The following is a 19,546-nucleotide window of genomic DNA, read 5'->3' as shown; positions in this document are numbered from 1 at the left end:
TGAAGCCCCCCGCGAGCTACGCGGGCGCGCCCGCCGCCGCCGCCCCGTCGACCAGCGAGAGCAGCCGGCCCGCCTCGTGCGCGAGCACCGCCTGGACAACGAGCTCCATGCGCTGGAGCTCCCGCAGGAGCCACTGCTCCTGCCCGAACCAGCCCGCGACGTCCTCGAGCCCGGCCCCCTCCGGCAGCGCGCCCACGGCCGCGCGGAAGGCCCGCGCGAAGGCGCGCGAGAGCCCGGGGACGAGCTCGGCGAGCGCGCGCTCGCGCCGCTTCTGGGTGGCAGCGGAGATCGCGGCGTCGAGCCGCTCGAGCCGCGCCGCCTCCGGGCCGAGCGCCCGCAGCGAAGGCGCGAGCTCCTCGCGCAGCGCGCGCGTCTCGAGCCGGATGCGGCCGAGGGCGCGGCCCATGAGCTCTCCGAACGGCTCCCAGAGCTGCCCTGCCGCGGACGCGAGCGGGCGCCCCCCGCGGTCGCGGGCCGCGCGGGCAGGCAGCACCCCGGTCTGCTCCAGCGTCGCGTGCACCGCCGCCGCGTCGGGGAGCTTGTTCCGCCGGTGGAACGGGGCGGCGAACACGTGGTCGAGCGCCTCCGCGAGCTCGCCGAGGCGATCGGCGGCGAGCGCCCGGACCTCGGCGCGAGCGCCCTCGGACGCCGGCGGCGGCGCCGCGTGGCGGTCGAGGAGCGAGAGCTCGCGCGCGAGCGAGACGCTCCCGTGCAGGTCCATGAGCCCGGCCAGCACCGCCGCAGGATCGGCGAGGTCCGCGAGCGGCGCGCGCGGGCCCTCCGCGAGCGCCGAGACGGCGGCCGCGAGGGGGCGCGAGATCAAAGGCCCGCGGCGGGAAGCCCCGGCTACGGGGTGAAGCGTTCGCACAGCGGCGCGTTGTTAGCCGTCGCGGCGCGGAGCCGCAAGCCTGTCCGTCGCCCCGCCCGCGGCGCGCGTCCCGCGCCTCACGCGCGCCGCTCGTCGTGCGCCGCGCGCCGCGCGCCTCACGCGTCTTGCGGCGCACGCGCGCCGCAAGACGCCTCACTGCTTGATCGCCGGCGCCTGCGCGCTCGTGGCCCACAGCGCGAACGAGATCTGGTCGGCGCCCTTCGCGACCGCCGACTTGATGAGATCCGCGCCGCCGTGCCCGGCGTTCCGCTCGATGCGGAGCAGGACGGGACCGCCCGCGCTCGCGGATTGCAGCGCGGCGGCGAACTTGCGCGCGTGCATGGGATCGACCCGATCGTCGCTGTCGGCCGAGAGCAGGAGAACCGGCGGATACCGCTTCCCCGACTGGACGTGGTGATAAGGAGAGTAGGCGTAGAGCGCCTTGAACTGCTCCGGATCGTCGGCGGAGCCATACTCGCTGATCCACGTCTTGCCGGAGCCGAACAGGTGGTATCGCACCATGTCGAGCAGGGGGACGCCGCAGAGGACGGCCCCGAACAGGTCGGGCCGCTGCGTGAGCGCGGCGCCGACGAGCAGACCGCCGTTCGAGCCGCCCAGGACGGCGAGCCGCTCGGGCCGCGTGTACCCCTCGCCGATCAGGTGCTCGGCGGCGGCGATGAAGTCGTCGAAGACGTTCTGCTTCTTGAGCAGCATCCCGTCCCGGTGCCACGCCTCTCCGTACTCGCCGCCGCCGCGCAGGTTCGCCACCGCGTACACGCCGCCCCGCTCGAGCCAGGGGTACATCGAGGAGGTGAACGCGGGGGTCTGCGACATCTGGAACCCGCCGTAGCCGTAGAGCAGCGCGCGGGAGCTCCCGTCCTTCTTCATGTCCTTGCGGCGGACGATGAACATCGAGATCTTCGTGCCGTCCTTGGAGGGGAAGAAGGTCTGCTCGACGCTGAAGGGCGACGGATCGATGGGCACCTCGATGCGCGCGTAGAGCTCGGTCCGACCCGTCTTGATCGAGGTCGCGTGGATCTCGTGAGGCGAGGTGTAGGACTCGAACGAGAAATACGCCTCGTCCTCGTCGGGCAGCCCGGAAGGGCCGCCGACGGTGCCGATGCCCGGCAGCGGGACCTCGCGGACCAGCTTGCCGTCGAGCGCGCGCACCTCGACCCGGCTCGAAGCGTCCTTGAGATAGCTCAGCGTGAGGTGCCCACCCACGATGGAGACGCTGTCCAGCGTGGCGTCGGGGCGCTCCGGGACGATCTCCTTCCATGCGGCGCGATCCGGCCTGTCCGGATCGACCTCGAAGACGCGGTAATGCGGCGCGCCCTCGTCGGTGTGGACGTAGAGCCGGTCCTTGTAGACCTCGACGGTGTAGTGGGCGTCGCGCCCGACCGCGAGCGGCTTGTCCGCGGCCTGGCCGCCCGGCCTGCGGAGATCGCGAAAGTAGACGTCAGCCGAGGTCCACCCGTGAGAGACGGTGAGCACCAGGAAGCGGCCATCCTTGGAGAGGGACGCGTTAAGGAAGGTCCTTGGATCGCCCGTCCTGCCGCGCACCACGCGATCCTGCTTCGGATCCTGGCCGAGCCGGTGGAAGCGCACCTCGGCATAACCCGGCCGCTCGGCGACCGGGATGGACGGGTCCGTGGGGAGCCAGACGTAGTAGAAGCCGTCGCCGGAGGGCGTCCACGACGCATACGCGTACTTGGCCCCTTCGATGACGTCCACCTCGGAGCGCTTGCCGGACGCGACATCCATCACATAGAGCGTCGCCTCATCCGAGTTGTTCTGCTGGATCTTGTAGGCGACGTTCTTGCCGTCCCACGACACCTCCCATCCGCCCAGCGAGACGCTGCCGTCCTCGGACCAGGTATTCGGGTCGAACAGCACGCGTTCCTCGCCGCTCTTTCCCTCCTTCCAGTAGACGACCGACTTCTCCTTCGTCGCGTGCCGCCGGCTCAGGAAGTACCGGCCCCGGCGGTGGCGCGGCGCAGAGACCGCATCGATGTAGAATAGCTGCTTCAGCCTTGACGCGATCGCGTCCCGCTCGGGGAGCCGGGCGAGCTCGGCGCGCGTGAACGCGTCCTGAGCCTTCATCCACTCCTTCACCTCGGGCGCGTCGCCGTCCTCGAGCCAGCGGTACTTGTCGGTGATCTCGACCCCATGCACGGCGTTCGTCACCGGGGCCACGCGGGTGGGCGGGTACGCGGGGCGGCTGGGACCTTCGGACGCGGGCGCGGGCGCGGCGCTGGCCGCGGTGGGGAGCAGAGAGGAGCTTGCGGTCATGGTCGGACCCGATGGGTGTGCCTCGCCACCTCCGCAGGCGCCAGCGAGAAACGCCGAGAGGAGCAGGCAGGGAGAGTACTTCATGGTGCGACAAGCATACCGTGCCCCAGCCGACAGGGGCACGCGGGTTCGCGGGGCTCGCGCCGGGGCGCGAGCATCGTGCGAGGCGGGTCGCTGGGGAGGACGGGGTCGCAGAGCGACGTCGGATCGCGCGAGCCGCCTGGGGAGGCTGCGGGAGTCCGGAGATCCCGCGCATTTCACGATGCGCCGCCGCGCTCGCGCTGGACGTCGGCGGCGCCGTCAGCAACAAGTCCGCTCGCAGTCATCGACGACGTCCGGCGAGCCAGCTGATCCGAGCGTCAGGGATCGACGGCGATCGCGACGCGCCAGCGACCGTCGGCGTCCACATTGATTCCCGGGTACTTCGGCTGAAACGCGGCCTCGACGCCCGACACGAAGGGCCCCACGGGCATGAACCCTTCCTCGCCCGGCATGATGACGATCGAGTCGTCGAACGGCGCCGTGACTCCAGCGGAGAACCGCGGCGCAACGAAGAGAGGCCGTCGTCCGACGTTCTCGATCCGAAGTCGGTACGCGCGCTCCGTGACGATCGAGAGATCGTCCGCGCGGGGAATGGCAAAGGAGGGCCGCGGCGCGATCCGATCGCTGCGAAAGGGCGCCTTGGCGCGTTGCAGGAAGCCATCGAGCACGGGGTCTCCCCCGGCGCCCGCGCCGCAAAGCCAAGGCAACCGATACCACCACTCCTCGATCGCCCGAGAGGACAAGCCGAGCACCATCATTCGCGCAGGGTCCACGAGCGCCCACCCGGACAGTGGTCCAACGAGGTTCCGGTTGAGCATCTCCTCGAGCCACTCGACGCCGGCGCGGCGCGCCGTGGCGCCCTCGGCTTGAGCCGGCGGCTCCGCTCCGTCGAGCACCGCCCGCCAGAACGCGGCGATGCCTTCGCTCGCCTCCCGCGCCCCGTGAGTCCCTGACGTCATCCGCCGGCAGAGAAATGGACTGTATTGATAGTACTCATCGAACAGCGAGACCAGGAAGTCGCGACAAATCTCCGATTCGAGCGCGATTCGCTTACGCACGCGCCGAAGCGCTGCCAGATCGGCCCCCGCGGACGAGGCGATGAAGCACTTCGGCCCCGGCCAGCTCCACGATCCGGCCGTCGGATCGGGTACGGCCGGCGGTGGGTGCCAGCAGTAGCTCGGTGGTTGGAGCCGGTTCGGAGTCGACGGATTTGCGTCCCTGACGGCAAGTCCCAATGCCGTACGCAACAGGTTCTCCCCCTGGCGCGCGATCGCCTCGCTCTCCGTCTCGTCTTGCGATCCGCCGGATGCGATCGAGACGACGTGCGTGAGCTCGTGAAACAATGTGATGAAGGACGGCATGCAGACGCTCACGCGATTCCCGTCCTTGTCGAGGCCATCCGTGCAGTATTTCGTCCCGTTGACGTCGCTCGCTTCATAGACGACCCAGAACACCTGACCTCCGAACATGTCAAACGTCGGGTGGTACGAAGGCGGAATCGTCGGCGCGACGAGGGCCGTGGGTATGTGCGTGACGCCGAGACTCACGTTATTCGGGTCCGACGGGTCGGCGATCTTTCGAATGGACTCCCATTCATACGGCCAGAACTGATTTCGATAATAGACATCAAACGGACCGTCGATCGGCCAGAGGACGACCTCCGTCGCGGATCGGATGATCTCGGCGACGAGGGTCGCAAATGGCGTGAGCACAACGCCATACTGCTCTGCCTGGTCAAAATCGATCGCAATCTGGAAGTAGTTGTCCGTGTTCTCCGTGTTGCTCTTGATCTCGGGGATCATCAAGAACATCGCCAAATCGCCGAGCAGGATCGCGAGGTCCTGGAAGGCGCGATTCACCAGATCGTCCCCCGGCAGATAATTATAGGGAGGCTTCAGGAACCATCTCTGCAGACGAATCATCGTGAGCCGTCCATTTCGTCGGATTTCAGCGTACTGGCCGCAGCTGGACCACCGTCATCCCAGAGACGATCTGGCTCGAACGCTTCTCCGATGCGAAGACGCGCAACCCAATGACGTCATTTGGCCATGCGGCGGCCTTTGGTCTCACCTCGAGGACCCAGGTTGTGCCGCCCGGGTAATAGACTCTCGAGACATTGACGTCGGGCGCGGAGGGAGGGGCGGGCCTCCACGCCGCGCTTTTCGCGCTGACTGTGATGTCGACTTTCGGCGTGAACGACGAGGTGCCGACGACCGTCACGAAGACGAACACAGGATCGCTCGCGCCGACCTTGAACTCGTTGGTGCAGACCGCGTGCACCGTGAGCTCCGCGCCCGGCAGGGCCTTCTCCGCCGCGCGAAACGTGACGAACGTCTGTGCGGGCGTGGGCCCGCCGATGGACTCGATGAGAAAGACGTAGGTCGCGTCGTCGACCCATCCCGCAAGGATGGCGATCTGCACGTACGTGACCGCGCGCCCGATATCCACGCCATGCCGGGCCTGCCATTTGAAGAGGTGGTCGGACGGCAGATCGGGACCATTGACCCAACGGATCCGGAGCTCCTGCTCGGCATCCACAGGCGTGCCGTCCGGACGGGCCGTGCGGACGTAGATCGTCGCCGCTTTCAGCGAAGGATCGGGGCCAAACTCACCTAACCCTGGCACCGCTTCAGCGAACAATTGCAGGCCGCGCGGCGCGCGCAATTCTCTCACGATCTGCGAGAGGCGCGCGACCTCATCCTGCAGCACCGCGATCGTTTTGCCGAGCTGCTCCACGCTCGCTAGAGCGCGCTGGGCGATGTCGAACATCGTGGGCATAGGGCGATGCTACTTCATGAGCACCCGCCACGGAAGCCGCCGAACGGCGAGCGGTGCTGGCTCGGGCGCGCGCGTCGCGCGCCACCTTTCTGGCACGTCCGGACAATGTACGCCGTCGAGCAAGGCGCTAGGGTCGAGTCATCGAAGCCGCCAGGCTGCGCCCCAGCGGGACGATCCGCGCGCGTGCCGCTTCGACAAGAGCTTTACCACCAGCGGTTCGGCGAGCGCGCTCGCCGCAACCCCACGAGGAGCCCCCATGGCAACGCGCAGCCTCACCCTTCCCGGCCGCGGCCACGTCGATGTCACCCTCGACGCATACGGCGCCGGACACCCGTTCCTGCTCCTGCACGGCGGCGCCGGTCCCCGGTCGGCGGCCGGCTTCGCCAAGACACTCGCCGAACGCAACCACGCCCGGGTGATCGTTCCCACCCATCCCGGCTTCGACGGGACGCACCACCCGCAATGGCTGACCATCATCGCTGGCCTCGCACAGCGCTACCGCGCCCTGCTCGATCGGCTCGAGCTCGTCGAAGTCACCGTCGTGGGCAGCTCTGAGCCCGTGTCCGGATACGGCCGCATGCTTCGGCGTTCGACGCATCGCCGCGCTCGTGTCGAGCGGTGCCCAGTCCTGCGGCGAAGGCGCCGAGCGGTTTCTGGGCGAGCTCGATCTTTCAGCTCGAGGCGGCCACGGGGGCGGAACGTGGGAGCGGAAACGAAGGAGGTCGATGGAAGCGGCCGGGCTACATGTCCTGGACGACCGCGGCCCTCTGCTGCAGCGCGCGGGCATCGCGCAGCGGCGAGTTGCCGAACATCCGCGAATACTCGCGGCTGAACTGCGAGGCGCTCGTGTAGCCGACCTGGAACGCCGAGACCTCGGCGCCCACGCCCTCTTCGACCATCAGGCGGCGCGCCTCGAGCAGGCGCAGGCGCTTCTGGTACTGCAGCGGGCTCATCGCGGTGGCCTCCTTGAACCGCTTGAAGAACGCCGCCCGGCTCATCCCTGCGGTGCGCGCGAGCGCGGCGATGTCGACGTCCTCGTCGAGCGACGCCTGCAGGTGATGGACCGCCTCGGCGATGCGGTGCGCCTGGCTGCCCGCGCGCACGAGCTGGCGGATCGCCGGGCCGTCGGGGCCTTTCAGCAGGTGAAAGGTCAGCTCCTTCCTCACGAGCGGCGCGAGCACGACCGCGTCGTCGGGCGTCGCGAGCAGCGCGCCCAGCCGGACCGCGGCGTCGAGCATGCGGTCGCTCGCCTTGCCGATGAAGATCACGCGCCCCGGGTTCTCGAGGCCATCCGGCCGCGCGCGGTCGAGCTGCGCCGCGACCTCGCGCAGCAGGGCCGCGTCGAAGTCCATCTTCAGGCCCAGAAGCGGCTGCGCCGGCGACACGCCCATCACCCGGCTCGTCACCGGCAGGTCGATGGGGCTGACGATGTAGTGCGGCTCCCGCTCGCGAAAGACCTGCCGCTCGAGCAGGATCTCCTTCGTGCCCTGGACGACGATACAGAACGACGCGCGCCAGTGCCGCTTCGCGCGTTGCTGCTGGCGCGAGACTTTGATGCAAGAAATTCCGGGCACCGGCGAGGCGTGCACGCCGTCGCTGGGGCACCAGCGCGCGATGAGGGCCTTCAATTCGTCGCGCAATTCGTCGCGCAATTCGTCGCGCCCAGAGCTCACGGTGGCAGCCTAGCCTCGCGTAGACGATCGGGCAAGAACTGGAGACGGCCGTGTATTTCGCGTGCGCCGCGGCGGTGACATGGTGGATCGCGAACCAAGGAGAGGTGTCCCATGCGTATCTTCCTCACGGGAGCCAGCGGCTTCATCGGATCTGCCATCGTCCCCGAGCTCGCGCGCGCCGGCCACCGCGTGCTCGGCCTCGCGCGCTCGGACGCGTCCGCCGAGAGGCTCGCCGCCGCCGGCGTCGACGTGCACCGCGGCTCGCTCACCGATCTCGATGGCCTGCGCCGCGGCGCCGCCGCCTGCGACGGGGTGATCCACTGCGCGTTCTCCCACGACGACTTCACCGACTACGCCGGCAACTGCGAGAAGGACCGCGGCGCGATCGAGGCGCTCGGCGGCGCTCTCGCCGGCTCCGAGCGCCCGCTCGTCATCGCCTCCGGCATCGCGCGCTTCACGGCGGGCCGGGTCGTCACCGAGGACGAGGCGCCCGACCCGTCGGCCGGCGGCCCGCGGGCCGCCTCCGAGCGGCTCGCCTTGTCGTTCGCGAGCCGCGGCGTGCGCGTTTCCTCGGTGCGGCTGCCGCCGTCGGTCCACGATGATGGCGACCACGGGTTCGTCCCGATGCTGATCGAGATCGCGCGCAAGGCCGGGCGCTCCGGGTACGTCGGAGCCGGCGAGAACCGGTGGCCCGCGGTGCATCGACTCGACGCTGCGCGGCTGTTCGTCCTCGCGCTCGAGAAGGCGCCGGCCGGCGCGTGGCTCCACGCGGTCGGCGACGAGGGCATCCCGACCCGCGACATCGCCGGCGTGATCGGCCGCAAGCTCGGCTTGCCAGTGGAGTCGGTCCCCAAGGAGCACTTCGGCTGGCTCGGCGGGTTCTTCGCGCTCGACACCCCCGCGTCGAGCGCGATCACGCAGGCGCGGTTCGGCTGGAAGCCCGAGCAGGCGGGCCTGCTCGCCGACCTCGAGCACGGCACGTACTTCGCGCGCGCATAGCGGAGTACGCGATCCCGGCCCTCGCGGCCGAGCTCCAGGGGCGCCGAACGCCGCCCGACCTCCAGCACGAGCTCGCCGGCAGCGGCCAGGAGGAATCCGCGGAAAGACCCCCGTTTCCTCGTCCAGGCGCACGAACGCCGCGCAACGCAGCCTCCTCGGTCGTCATCTCGGAGAACGGGTGGGCCCTCCTCGGCTTGCTCCCGGCATTCCCATGGCGCGCTCCTCCGGACGGCGAAACCTCCTCATCTCGCGCGGCTGGGTCCAGGCGACGGCCCTCGTTTTCCTGCTCGGGTTCTTCGTGCTCGGCCTGCTCGCCTACCGCACCTACGCGGCACAGCCACCCATCCCCGCCCGGGTGGTCGACCCTGCGGGGCGCGTTCTGTTCACGGGCGACGACGTGCTCACGGGTCAGGAGCTGTTCCTGCGCAACGGGCTCATGGAATACGGATCCGTCTTCGGCCACGGCGCCTACCTCGGCCCGGATTTCACCGCCGATTACCTCCGCCGGGCCGCCTCCCACGCCGCCTCTCGCCACGGCGGCGTGGGCTCGGCGGAGGCGCTCGCGCGCACCGTCGGCGATTTTCGTCAAAACCGCTATGATCCCGCGACAGGGACGCTGGTCTTCACCGATGCCCAGGCGGAGGCCTTCGAGCTGCTGAAGGATCACTATCGCCGCTTCTTCGCCCAGCCCAGCGGCAAGCACGGCCTGCGCTCCGGCCTCTTCTCGGACGCTCGCGAGCTCTCGCAGCTCACCTCGTTCTTCGCCTGGACGGCCTGGACCGCCGCGGCGGAGCGACCCGGAGAGGCCTACTCGTACACCAACAACTGGCCTCCAGAGCCGCTCGTCCGGAACCAGCCCACGGGCGAGCTGGTGGTATGGAGCGTGCTCTCGCTCATCGCGCTCCTCGGCGGGACAGGCCTGCTCTTCGCGGCCTTCGGGCGATGGCGCTTCCTCGGTTGGCACGGGCGGGAAGGGCACCGGCTCAGCTTCCGCCAGCCGGGCGAGGTCGCCTTGACCCCAGCCCAGCGCGCGACGGCGTGGTTCTTCCTGGTCATGGCGCTGCTGTTCACCCTCCAGTCCGTCCTCGGAGGCGCCACGCAGCATTATCGCGCCGAGCTGTCCAGCTTCTTCGGTATCAACCTGGCCGGGGCCTTCCCCTTCAACCTGGTGCGCACGTGGCACCTGCAGCTCGCCATCTTCTGGGTCGCGGTCTCCTATCTCGGCGCGGGCATCTTCATCGCGCCCATGATCAGCGGGCGCGAGCCGAGAGGCCAGAGCTGGCTCGCCTATGGTCTGCTCGGGGCGCTCGTCATCGTCGTCGCGGGCAGCCTCCTCGGCGAGCTCCTCGCCATCCACGGCGCCTCGAACAGCATCTGGTTCGCGCTCCAAGGGTTCGAGTACCTCGATCTGGGCCGCTTCTGGCAGGTGCTCCTGACGCTCGGCCTGTTCTCCTGGGTGGCGCTGCTCTTCCGCGTGCTCCGGGGTCGGCTCGCCGTCGAGCACCGGGGCAACATGCCCTGGCTCTTCTTCTTCGCCGCGCTGGCCATCCCGGCCTTCTACGCCGTAGGCCTCCTCGCGCACCCGCGCGCAAACTTCACGAGCACCGACTTCTGGCGCTTCTGGGTGGTGCACCTCTGGGTGGAGGACTTCCTCGAGCTGTTCACCACGCTCATGGTGGCCTATCTCTTCGTCCTGCTCGGGGTGGTGGCCGAGGCGATCGCGCTGCGGCTCATCTACCTGGAGGTCATCCTCTATTCAGCGGGCGGGGTGATCGGCACCATGCACCATCTGTACTTCTCCGGCACGCCCGTGGAGCACATGGCGCTCGGCGCCTTCTTCTCGGCCGCGGAGGTGATCCCGTTGACCTTCCTCACGGTGGAGGCGTGGACCTTCCTCCGCCTGGGGATCGCGCAAGGCGAACAGTCGACGAAGCCCTTCCCGCATCGCTGGGCGATCATGTTCCTGGTGGCCGTGGGGTTCTGGAACTTCCTGGGGGCCGGGATCTTCGGGTTCCTGATCAACCTGCCGATCGTGTCCTATTACGAGATCGGCACCGCGCTGACCGCCAACCACGGGCACGCCTCGATGATGGGCGTCTATGGCATGCTGGCCGCCGGGCTCGCGCTCTTCGCGCTGCGCTACCTGATACCCCCGGCGCGGTGGTCCGACAGGGCGGCCAAGATCAGCTTCTGGTCGCTGAACGTCGGGCTCGCGTGGATGGTCTTTGCCACGCTGTTCCCGCTCGGGCTCATGCAGCTCCACCACGCGGTGAGCTACGGCTATTTCGAGGCTCGAGAGCTCCAGTACCTGACGAACCCCACGAACCGCCTCATGGAGTGGATGCGCCTGCCGGGCGATGTGCTCTTCATCCTCGGCGGCACCCTGCCGCTCCTCCTCCTCGCCTACCGCGGCGTCCGCCATCGCGTCCCGCAGCTCGCGGGACCAGGGGCCCAGGACAACCTCTTCACCGAGATCGAGGCGCCGCCGGACAGCGCCGGGAGGGCAGCGCCCTCGGGCGCGGGGCAGGGCGAGCTCCCGTGAGCGTCGCGCCGGAGGCGCTGCTCGGCGCCGGATATGCGGTGCTTCTCCTGGGGATCGCCGCAGGGATCCGGGCGTTCGGAGGAGCCAGGGCCGAGCCCGCGCCCGGGTGGCCGCACGACGACGCGCGCCGCTTTCAGCTCGGCCTTTCGCTCGTGGTCCTTCTCGCGGGCGATTGCATCGTCGGGGCGGTCGCGCTGCGGAACCACGGCCTCGCTGATCTCGGGATCCTTGGCCTCGCCGCGGCGCTCGTGACGAGGGCGCTCGCCAGGGGCCTGGCCGCGTTCGCCCGAGGCGGCCGTCGCGCCTAGACCGGCTGTTCCAGGCGCGGTGGAGGGCGTTCTCCGAAAAGGGACCTGCTTCATAGAGAGGAGGCCACACGATGACCGAGCGTCTGAAGAAGCCTGAGGCAGGCGAAGGGCAGCCCGAGATGGACGAGGCCGAGCGCTTCCATTCGCTGCTCGTCCCCGTCGATCTGACGGCCATCTCGGACCGCGTCCTCGGCCGAGTTGCACTTCTGCCTCTGGCCGATGGAGCTCGCGTCACGCTGCTTCACGTCGTTCCCGGCAACCTCCCCGCCAGGGCCCAGGACCGCGCCGAGCAGGATGCCAGGAAATCACTCGTGAACGAGGCGCGGCATCTCGTAAAGACGCTGCCCAAGGGCGTCGACGTCGAACCGGTGGTGAAGGTCGGCAGCTCGGCCGCGGAGATCGCAGGCTGCGCGACCTCGACGAGGGCCGAGCTCATCGTCATGGGTCGCGGCGGCAGCCGCGCGCTCCGGGACACCTTCCTCGGCTCGACCGCGGAGCGTGTCATCCGCCGCGGGCAGCTCCCGGTCCTGGCGGTTCGGCTGGCTCCTCGCGCGGCGTACAGCCGGCCCGCGGTCGCCCTCGATCTCGAGCAAGGATCCACGGATGTGCTCGCTCTGATGCTCCGGTTGATTCCGACCCCGCGGCCGCGCGTCCTGGTGATCCATGCGTTCGACACTCCCTATCGCGGAGTCATCTATCCCAGCCTCTCGGAGGAGGACGCAGAGGCATGGCGCAGCGAGCTCGAGCAAGCAGCTACACAGCAGATCGTGAAGCTGCTCGCCGCCTCGCTCGCGCGGGCGAAGGCGCGGCCAGCAGGGGTGCCGCCCTGGAAGATGCATGTTCGATGCGGCTCCGCGCGGCGCGTGATCGAGAAGGCAGTCAAGAAGGCAGACAGCGACCTCCTGGTGCTCGGCACCCACGGCTATTCCGGGGTCGCTCACGCCTTCCTCGGGACGGTCGCTGGAGACGTGCTGCGTGAGGTCGCCAGCGACGTGCTGATCGTGCCTGCTCGGCCACGCGCCGAGGAGCCCGAATGAAGCTGCATCCTGCTGTTCGTTCTGGGCCCCACCGCAGCCGTCCGCCCACGGCCGATGCATTGGATGAGCATCCGGCGCGCCGCATCGGGCGACCCTGGCCCACGTTCGCGCATGAGCCGCTCCCCGGCCTCGAACCGCCCTCAGGAGTCGAGCGCCGTGAGGGTGAGGAGCGTCGCCCCCACGACGACCGCAAACACGCCGAGGTCGAAGAAGGTGGCGCTCGGCAGGTGTACTTCGCCGACCAGCGGCAGCCTGACATGGGCCGTGTGCGTCGTAAGGAAGGGATAACCCACGGCGAGCGCGCCGAGGCCCGTGGTCGCCCCGAGCAGCAGTCCAGCGGCGATCCAGCGCGCCGGACGCAGGCGCGCGCGCGCTTCCAGCCAGAGCGCCCCCGAGACCATGTACTGCATGAGCATTGCGATCGCGACGACGAGGCCGGCCACGAAGCCGCCGCCTGGCTCGTTGTGTCCGCGAAGAAGGAAGTGCGCTGCGACGAGGACGGAGACCGGCAGGAGCACGCGCGCGATGACCGCCGGCACCATCATGTATCCGCGCTCGGCGTCCTCGGCCGTGCGCGGCTTCATGAGGTCGGTGACGATGTCGGCCGGCAAAGCTCTCTGTTGCTGGAGCTGCTCGATGCTCTCCGGGGGCGGTCGAAAGCGGCGCAGGAGGGCGACGGATGTCGCGCGTCCCGGTCTCGTGGTCGACGACGCCCGCGGCCATGAACAGCGAGGCCTTGAACGTCGCATGGTTCATGATGTGGAACACGCCGGCGACGGCGGCGAGCGAGCTGTTGAGCCCGAAGAGGAGCGTGATGAGGCCGAGGTGGCTGACGGACAGGCATGGCGCGCGAGGGTATTTGCCGACCGCGCGGGTTTCAGCCAAAAGGTGGGAGGGGTCGCGGCGTTCGCGGCGCCGGTCGGGAAGCTGCATGAGCGGTCCTGCGATCCCAGATCGACGCCCCCGCACAGATGAAGCCGACCAGGAGGGGATAGACGGCGCAGCGTTCGACGAGGCCGATGAGGACGTTGGCCCCCGAGCTGGCGACCGCGAGGAACGCCACCATCGAGGCGAGCCCGAACACGCCGAGGACGACCATGGCCCTCCCGGCCTTCGGAGTGACTCCGATCTGTTGGCGCTGGCGTCCAAGAAAGATCGCGAGCACGTTGCCTCCGACGATAGACGCGAAGGCGCCCAGGCCGTGATAGTCGACCGCGCCGTCGGGCGGCTCTCCGGAACCGGGGTTGAATGCCAGCAAGACGCCGCCGAGCGCCACGAGAGCTCCCAGGATGAGCGCTGCCAAGCGGCGCCAGCTTCGCAGGCCCTCGAGCGCGGCGACACCGATGAAGAACATGATCCCGAAGAGGAAGAACCCGGTGTTCATGACCCACGCGAGTGGCGAGTTCATGAACTGGCCAAGAGCCTCGAGGGGCCCACGGACTCCCAGGTTGCTGATGTAGTGATGCGTGTAGCTGTAGGGAGGATCCGTCCATGCGAGATCACGAATTCGGTGCATGGATCGAACCAGGCCGAACGGAGACCGCCCCGCTCCGGCGGCCCGCCGTCGCCGCTGGTACGACGCTTGCTCCGAAGCTCATCATGAAAAAGCAGCAGAAGGATCGGCCGACACAGGCGACGAGCCAGCAGGAGCAGGCGAACCCGGCGGCGAAGGGAGAAGCGAGGGAGTCCTCGCCGGAGGACGAGCTCGCCGGAGGGGCTGCCAAGGGGGCGCTCGTCGGAGGCCTCCTCGGAGGCGCCAGCGGCGCGGCCGTGGGCGGCGCGGCCGGCCTGATCGGCGGCGCGCTGGGCGAGGACGAGAAATCCGGCTGGTGACCGGCATCAGCCGCCCGGGTCGGTCGCCAGCGGCGACGTGTCCGCCGTTTCGCCCCACCCCGGGCGCTCGATGAGGCGGGCCACCACACCATGCGGCTCACGTCGTCGCCCACGGCGTTGGCAGGCGCGGGCGACTCAGGCGCAGGCGATGCGGGTGCAGCGGGCAGAGGCGCGTGCCCCGCGCACGGTTCAGGCTTCGCGGCGCGGGCCGCAGGCTGTGGAGTGAAAATCGATCGGTGGAATGGCCATCAATCGGAGATGGGGCACTGCTCGTAGCAGCGCCAGGCCTCCGTGCTCCGGTCCGTGCCGCCGGCGAAAGACGCCTTGATCTCGTCGCAGGGCGCGTCGAGCACGCACGACGCGCGACACTCCTCGTGTTCGGAGCAGCCGACGAGATCGTCCTCGAGCTCGAGGCCGTCGACCCCGCAGGCCTCCGCGTGCTCGACGGCATCCGCGCATGTCCCCGTCTTGCAGCCGGCCCCCAGGAGCGCGGTCGCAAGGAAAATTGACGCCATGAGATAAGTATTGCGCATGGTCCAGCCCTGCAGCTCGCAACGTGTGGATGGAGGGGAGCCGGCCGGCCCATGCAGCGCGGCGCCCCGGAAGCGGCCCGCCGTTGTCGCCGGCCCCTTCGCCCTAGGAAGAACGTGACGGAGCCAGTCTGGGCACGGGCCGATGTCGATTTTTGAGTTCGCGTCTTGCTGGAATCCGGCGGAGATTGAACCGGGCGCCGCACGCCGGCTCAGTAGGTCTCTGCGCACACGCCGTAGCCGCACGGATGGACCATGAAGGCGCCGGCGACGGCGCTTCGCAAGCCCGGGAAGGTCGCGAGCGCCGCCCCCGTCTCGATGTCGTAGAGGACGCCGTCGTAGCGCGAGTAGAGCGCCGTCGCCGAGACCGGCTGGATCCCGTAGTTGTCGCTCACATCCCCGGAGTCGGTGCGGATAGGGATCCTCGGCAGCGGCGGCGCGTCGACCGGGTTGCCGAGCTCGTCGTAGATCGTGGAGGCCTGATACGTCCAGGGGCTGCTTTGGAGGAAGCGGGTGTACGACTGGACGAGAACGTGGGTGTCGTCGAGCCAGCCGATCGCGCAGCCGGGCACCACGTTGACGAGCGCGCTGTCCTCGTAGAGCTGCGTGAACCCGCAGCCTTCCGAGGGGGCGGAGTCCGTGACGACGACGTGGTGACCGTCGGGGGAGACGAGCGGCGCCGGCCGGTGCCCGGTGTCCTGGAAGAGCGGCGCGCTGCCCGCCCAGTCGCTCACGACGCGCTCCGTCCTGTGCGAGTCGACGTGGTAAGTGCGGCCGACCGTGCTGCCGTCGAAGGACATCGAGAAGTCTTGAATCACCTCCTCGCGCGAGAGCGAGGCGAGCTGCGCGCCGTCCGGCAGCGAGAAAAGACGGAGTGATGTGTCCGTGACCATCGGATCGAGGGCGGCGCGCGCCGCGAGCAGGCCGCCGTCCGCCGAGAGCAGCACCTTGTTGCTGTGGAACGGAACGACCGCCGAGGGTCCGGCGTCGAGCGCCGCCGTATCATAGACGAGCGTCTTCCCCGAACCCGTCGCGAGCGCCACGTGCCCCGAGGGAGCGCCTGCGACGGAGTGGAGCGCGCCGCAGCCGAGCAGCCCCGTGCTATCCGGATCGGTGAGGGTGCCCTTGTACGAGATCGCGCCGTACACGTTCGAGACCGCCAGGCGCAGCTCCTGGTCGATGTGGACGTGGGCGTTCGCGACCAGCGGCGGCACGTGTTCGCTCAGGGTCACCTCGGGGCCGTCGAGATCGATGATGTCGAGCCTCGACGCTTGCTTGTGGAGCAAGGCGAGCGCACGCTCGGTCGGCGTGAACGTGTAGCGATAGTCGGCTCGGTCAGGGTACTCGGCGACGGGGACGGCCCCGCCTCCGACGCGATAGACCATGAGCGGAGAGCCCGCTCTGTCGTCCGCGAGCATCCAGAAATAGTCGCGCGTCCCCGCGAGTTGCGTGATCGACGGCAGGTTGACGATGCCCTCCTGGATCGCCGCCTTCGAGTACACGCGCACCGTCGTGCCGACGGTGGTGAGAAATCGCTCGCCATCCTGGAACCAGGAGTGGAATGAGCCGGAGAGCTCGGGGGTGACCGTGGGAGGCGAGCCGTCAGCGGGGAGCACGGCGATGCTATTTTGCGGGGGAACAGGAGGCTCCGGTGCGATCCGGAGCGCGTCCGGCGCCGCGTAGACGTCGCCGTGGTGGCTCACCGGTGCGGACCAGCGCTCGACCCCCGCGGTGCTCCAGAGCGTGATCGTGCTGGTGGACTGGCGGCGCGTCCAGGCGTAGCTGCCGTCGCTCGCGAGCCCCGCCTGGTCGTACTCGGTGGTCACGGAGGCCAGGACGGAGCCGTCGATGGCGCTGCGCAGCTCGAAGGCGTGCTCGGGGTCCGTCTGGATCAGCACGATGTTGCCGCGGAGGACCACGCCGCCCGGCAGCTCGAACGGCAGGGTCCCGAGCGTCGGGCTGCCGGGGTCGAAGCCGCCCGGCGCGTGTCCGTCGGCGATCGCAGCGCTGGAGTCGGTATCCCAGAGCATCCAGCGATCGTAGTCCCAGCTCAGCACGCGGCTTCCGGAGACGAAGAGCCGGCTGAGGCCTTTCTGGTGACCGAGATCGAGAAAGGCCTCCGGAGGGCCGAACGAGGTGCCTGCAGTGCCGCACGGCCCGAAGGCGGCGCTGCCCCCTTCGCCGCCGCCGGCGCCGCCGGCTCCTTCGCCGCCGGCGCCGCCGGTGCCTGACGTGGAGCTCTCACCGCCCGAGCCCCCGGCGCCGCCCGAGCCCGACGTGGAGCTCTCACCGCCCGAGCCCCCGGCGCCGCCCGAGCCCGACGTGGAGCTCTCGCCGCCCGAGCCCCCGGCGCCGCCCGAGCCCGACGTGGAGCTCTCACCGCCCGAGCCCCCGGCGCCGCCGTGGCCTCCGGAGCCGGGGGTGGGATTCTCGCCGCCGGAGCCTCCGCCTCCTCCGTCTCCGCCCCCGGAGCCGCCCTCCGTGCCGGTCGTCGTTCCAGGAGCAGCTCCGCCTCCGCCGAGGTTTCCGCCCCCTGCGTCGGAGCAACCGAGGAGAGCGATGAACGACACCGCGACAATCTGGGTGGATCTCGTGTGCATGGCGCCTTCGATGCCGCCGATCCACTGGCCATTCATTGCCAAGGCGGCTCCAGGGGGCGTCGCAGGGATCGAGTCTGCACAATCGACGTTGTTGCGCGTCCCCTCCCCTTCTACCACCCGAGTGAGCGGGACAATGCGACCTTGAGAGTGATCTAGATACGGTCGAGCGCCTTCATCGCGTCGTCGGACAGCTCGAGATCTGCCGCCGCGAGGTTCTCGCGCAGGTGCTCGACGCTCGACGTCCCGGGAATGAGGAGGATATTGGGCGAGCGCCGCAGCAGCCACGCGAGCGCGACCTGCATCGGCGTCGCGCCGAGCCGACGCGCGACGTCGGACAGCGTCGAGGACTGGAGCGGCGAGAAGCCGCCGAGCGGGAAGAACGGCACGTACGCGATGCCCGCCGCGGCGAGGCTGTCGATCAGCGCGTCGTCCTGCCGGTGCGCGAGGTTGTACAGGTTCTGCACGCACACGATCTCGGTCATCGCGCGCCCCTCTTCCACCTGCTTCGCGGTCACGTTGCTGAGACCGATGTGGCGGACCTTGCCCTCGCGCTGCAGCTTCATGAGCGCGGAGAGCGGCGCCTCGATCGAGCCTTCCGCGGGTCCCTGCGCGTCGAACAGGATGCGCAGGTTCACGACGTCGAGCGCGTCGACGCCGAGGTTCCGGAGGTTGTCGTGGACCGCGCTCGCGATGTCCTCGGCGGCGAACGCCGGCTCCCAGGATCCCTGTGGGCCGCGTCTTGCGCCGACCTTCGTGGCGATCACCAGATCCCTCGGATACGGGTGCAGCGCCTCGCGGATGATCTGATTCGTGACGTGCGGCCCGTACACGTCGCTCGTGTCGAGGTGATCGACGCCGCGCTTCACCGCCTCGCGCAGCACGGCGAGCGCGGCACCGCGGTCTCTCGGCGGTCCGAACACGCCCGGCCCGGCGAGCTGCATGGCTCCGTACCCGAAGCGCTTCACCGTGCGACTGCCCATCTTGAACGTCCCGACCTTGGCTAGATCCGTCATGGCTGTCGACGGTAGGCGACGACGGGGTGTATGATAAGAGCCTCGAATCAGCACGGCCCGTGCGGAAAGGCGAACAATGGCAGTGGATCTCGACGACGTCCGGGTCTTCGCCGCGGTGGCGCGCGCCGGCGGCTTCCGCGAGGCGAGCCGCACGAGCGGCACGAGCGCGTCGAGCGCGAGCGAGGCGGTGCGCCGGCTGGAGGGCGAGCTCGGCGTTCGGCTTCTTCATCGGACGACCCGCAGCGTCGCGCCGACCGAGGCCGGCGCGCGTCTCCTCGAGCGGCTCGGTCCTGCGCTCGCCGAGATCGCAGCGGCGCTCGACGTCGTGAAGAGCTCGAGCGAAAAGCCAGCCGGCACGCTCCGGTTGAACGTCCCCGTCGTCGCCGCGCGGCTCGTGCTCCCACGGATCTTGCCGCCGTTCCTCGCCGCATATCCCGATATCCGCGTCGAGGTGACGGCGGACGACACGCTCGTCGACATCCTCGCCGCGGGCTGCGACGCAGGCATTCGTTACGAAGAGACGCTCGAGAAAGACATGATCGCGGTCCCGATCGGCCAGCGCGAGCAGCGCCTGGCGCTCGCGGCGTCGGGCGCCTACCTCGAGCGGCACGGGCGCCCGACCCATCCGCGCAAGCTCCTCGATCACGCGTGTCTGCGCGGCCGCTTCCCGAACGGCGCGCTGTGCCCGTGGGAATTCGAGCGCGACGGCGAGGTCGTGAAGGTCGACCCGACCGGCCCGCTCGTCGGCAGCCTCGGGAGCGCGACGGACCTCCTCGTGGACGCCGCGATCGCGGGCACCGGTCTCATCTACTGGTTCGAGGACTGGCTGCGCCCGCACCTCGAGAGCGGCGCCTTGAAGCCGGTCCTGGAGCGCTGGTGGTCGCGTCTCTCCGGCCCCTTTCTTTATTATCCGAGCCGCCGCCACATGCCCGCCGCGCTTCGCGCGTTCGTCGACTTCATCCGCGCGGACGGCAAATAGTCATGGTGGGAGCATGGGAGATCGATTCACCGGCTATCGGGCAGGCGATGCG

The 19,546-nt window shown here is 69.6% G+C and carries 16 protein-coding genes and 2 pseudogenes; 6 read left to right on the top strand and 12 right to left on the bottom strand.

What is annotated here, in order from left to right; genetic code table 11:
• Positions 1 to 16 precede the first annotated feature (16 nt).
• The 6 genes from WME82_RS46580 to WME82_RS46555 form a co-directional block, all read right to left on the bottom strand.
• Positions 17 to 823 (bottom strand): hypothetical protein, encoded by an 807-nt coding sequence (locus WME82_RS46580; RefSeq protein ID WP_437742873.1) that lies wholly within the window; start codon positions 821 to 823, stop codon positions 17 to 19.
• 198 nt (positions 824 to 1,021) lie between these two features.
• On the bottom strand, positions 1,022 to 3,160 hold the full coding sequence (locus tag WME82_RS46575) for a prolyl oligopeptidase family serine peptidase (RefSeq protein WP_438040594.1): 2,139 nt from the start codon (positions 3,158 to 3,160) through the stop codon (positions 1,022 to 1,024).
• A 359-nt stretch (positions 3,161 to 3,519) separates the two neighbouring features.
• Complete coding sequence (locus WME82_RS46570) at positions 3,520 to 5,124, bottom strand: hypothetical protein (protein ID WP_438040593.1); 1,605 nt, start codon at positions 5,122 to 5,124, stop codon at positions 3,520 to 3,522.
• Between the two features lie 25 nt (positions 5,125 to 5,149).
• Entirely contained in the window at positions 5,150 to 5,980 is an 831-nt protein-coding gene (locus tag WME82_RS46565; protein WP_438040592.1) for a hypothetical protein, read from the bottom strand.
• A 127-nt stretch (positions 5,981 to 6,107) separates the two neighbouring features.
• A complete protein-coding gene (locus WME82_RS46560; protein WP_438040591.1) occupies positions 6,108 to 6,578 on the bottom strand; it encodes a hypothetical protein in 471 nt (156 codons plus the stop codon).
• A 142-nt stretch (positions 6,579 to 6,720) separates the two neighbouring features.
• Positions 6,721 to 7,653 carry an AraC family transcriptional regulator N-terminal domain-containing protein gene (locus tag WME82_RS46555; RefSeq protein WP_438040590.1) on the bottom strand — a complete coding sequence of 311 codons (933 nt, stop codon included), beginning with the start codon at positions 7,651 to 7,653 and terminating at the stop codon, positions 6,721 to 6,723.
• A gap of 111 nt (positions 7,654 to 7,764) precedes the next feature.
• Here WME82_RS46555 and WME82_RS46550 point away from each other — a divergent pair, with 111 nt between their 5' ends.
• The 4 genes from WME82_RS46550 to WME82_RS46535 all read left to right on the top strand — a co-directional run bounded on the left by WME82_RS46550 (position 7,765) and on the right by WME82_RS46535 (position 12,539).
• Entirely contained in the window at positions 7,765 to 8,652 is an 888-nt protein-coding gene (locus WME82_RS46550; protein ID WP_437854833.1) for an SDR family oxidoreductase, read from the top strand.
• 211 nt (positions 8,653 to 8,863) lie between these two features.
• Positions 8,864 to 11,194 (top strand): nitric-oxide reductase large subunit, encoded by a 2,331-nt coding sequence (locus WME82_RS46545; protein ID WP_438040589.1) that lies wholly within the window; start codon positions 8,864 to 8,866, stop codon positions 11,192 to 11,194.
• Positions 11,191 to 11,502, top strand: a complete 312-nt coding sequence (locus WME82_RS46540) for a hypothetical protein (RefSeq protein WP_437913901.1) — start codon at positions 11,191 to 11,193, stop codon at positions 11,500 to 11,502. Before WME82_RS46545 ends, WME82_RS46540 begins: the two co-directional genes overlap by 4 nt.
• A gap of 71 nt (positions 11,503 to 11,573) precedes the next feature.
• Positions 11,574 to 12,539 (top strand): universal stress protein, encoded by a 966-nt coding sequence (locus WME82_RS46535; protein ID WP_438040588.1) that lies wholly within the window; start codon positions 11,574 to 11,576, stop codon positions 12,537 to 12,539.
• Positions 12,540 to 12,679: 140 nt separating this feature from the next.
• Here the strand turns inward: WME82_RS46535 and WME82_RS46530 are convergent.
• The 3 genes and pseudogenes from WME82_RS46530 to WME82_RS46520 form a co-directional block, all read right to left on the bottom strand.
• Positions 12,680 to 13,222: pseudogene (locus WME82_RS46530) on the bottom strand (MnhB domain-containing protein); the annotation flags it as partial.
• A pseudogene (locus WME82_RS46525) lies at positions 13,146 to 13,376 on the bottom strand (proton-conducting transporter transmembrane domain-containing protein); the annotation flags it as partial. The pseudogenes WME82_RS46525 and WME82_RS46530, both read right to left, overlap by 77 nt.
• Before the next feature lie 40 nt (positions 13,377 to 13,416).
• A complete protein-coding gene (locus tag WME82_RS46520) occupies positions 13,417 to 14,055 on the bottom strand; it encodes a DUF998 domain-containing protein (RefSeq protein ID WP_438040587.1) in 639 nt (212 codons plus the stop codon).
• On the opposite strand from WME82_RS46520, the gene WME82_RS46515 reads away from it, so the two are divergent.
• Entirely contained in the window at positions 14,031 to 14,372 is a 342-nt protein-coding gene (locus WME82_RS46515) for a hypothetical protein (protein ID WP_438045030.1), read from the top strand. The genes WME82_RS46520 and WME82_RS46515 overlap by 25 nt on opposite strands.
• A gap of 248 nt (positions 14,373 to 14,620) precedes the next feature.
• Here the strand turns inward: WME82_RS46515 and WME82_RS46510 are convergent, their stop codons facing one another.
• The 3 genes from WME82_RS46510 to WME82_RS46500 all read right to left on the bottom strand — a co-directional run bounded on the left by WME82_RS46510 (position 14,621) and on the right by WME82_RS46500 (position 18,515).
• Complete coding sequence (locus WME82_RS46510) at positions 14,621 to 14,905, bottom strand: hypothetical protein (protein WP_438040586.1); 285 nt, start codon at positions 14,903 to 14,905, stop codon at positions 14,621 to 14,623.
• A gap of 209 nt (positions 14,906 to 15,114) precedes the next feature.
• Positions 15,115 to 17,502 carry a hypothetical protein gene (locus WME82_RS46505; protein ID WP_438040585.1) on the bottom strand — a complete coding sequence of 796 codons (2,388 nt, stop codon included), beginning with the start codon at positions 17,500 to 17,502 and terminating at the stop codon, positions 15,115 to 15,117.
• Between the two features lie 152 nt (positions 17,503 to 17,654).
• On the bottom strand, positions 17,655 to 18,515 hold the full coding sequence (locus tag WME82_RS46500) for an aldo/keto reductase family oxidoreductase (RefSeq protein ID WP_438040584.1): 861 nt from the start codon (positions 18,513 to 18,515) through the stop codon (positions 17,655 to 17,657).
• Positions 18,516 to 18,591: 76 nt separating this feature from the next.
• On the opposite strand from WME82_RS46500, the gene WME82_RS46495 reads away from it, so the two are divergent.
• Entirely contained in the window at positions 18,592 to 19,494 is a 903-nt protein-coding gene (locus tag WME82_RS46495; RefSeq protein ID WP_438040583.1) for a LysR family transcriptional regulator, read from the top strand.
• The last annotated feature ends 52 nt before the right edge of the window (positions 19,495 to 19,546 follow it).

The organism is Sorangium sp. So ce128 (assembly GCF_051525245.1).
In the GTDB taxonomy this organism is placed as follows: domain Bacteria; phylum Myxococcota_A; class Polyangia; order Polyangiales; family Polyangiaceae; genus Sorangium; species Sorangium cellulosum_B.
Note: the sequence above shows the minus strand (reverse complement) of the source record. Positions and strands in the feature narration are given on the sequence as shown.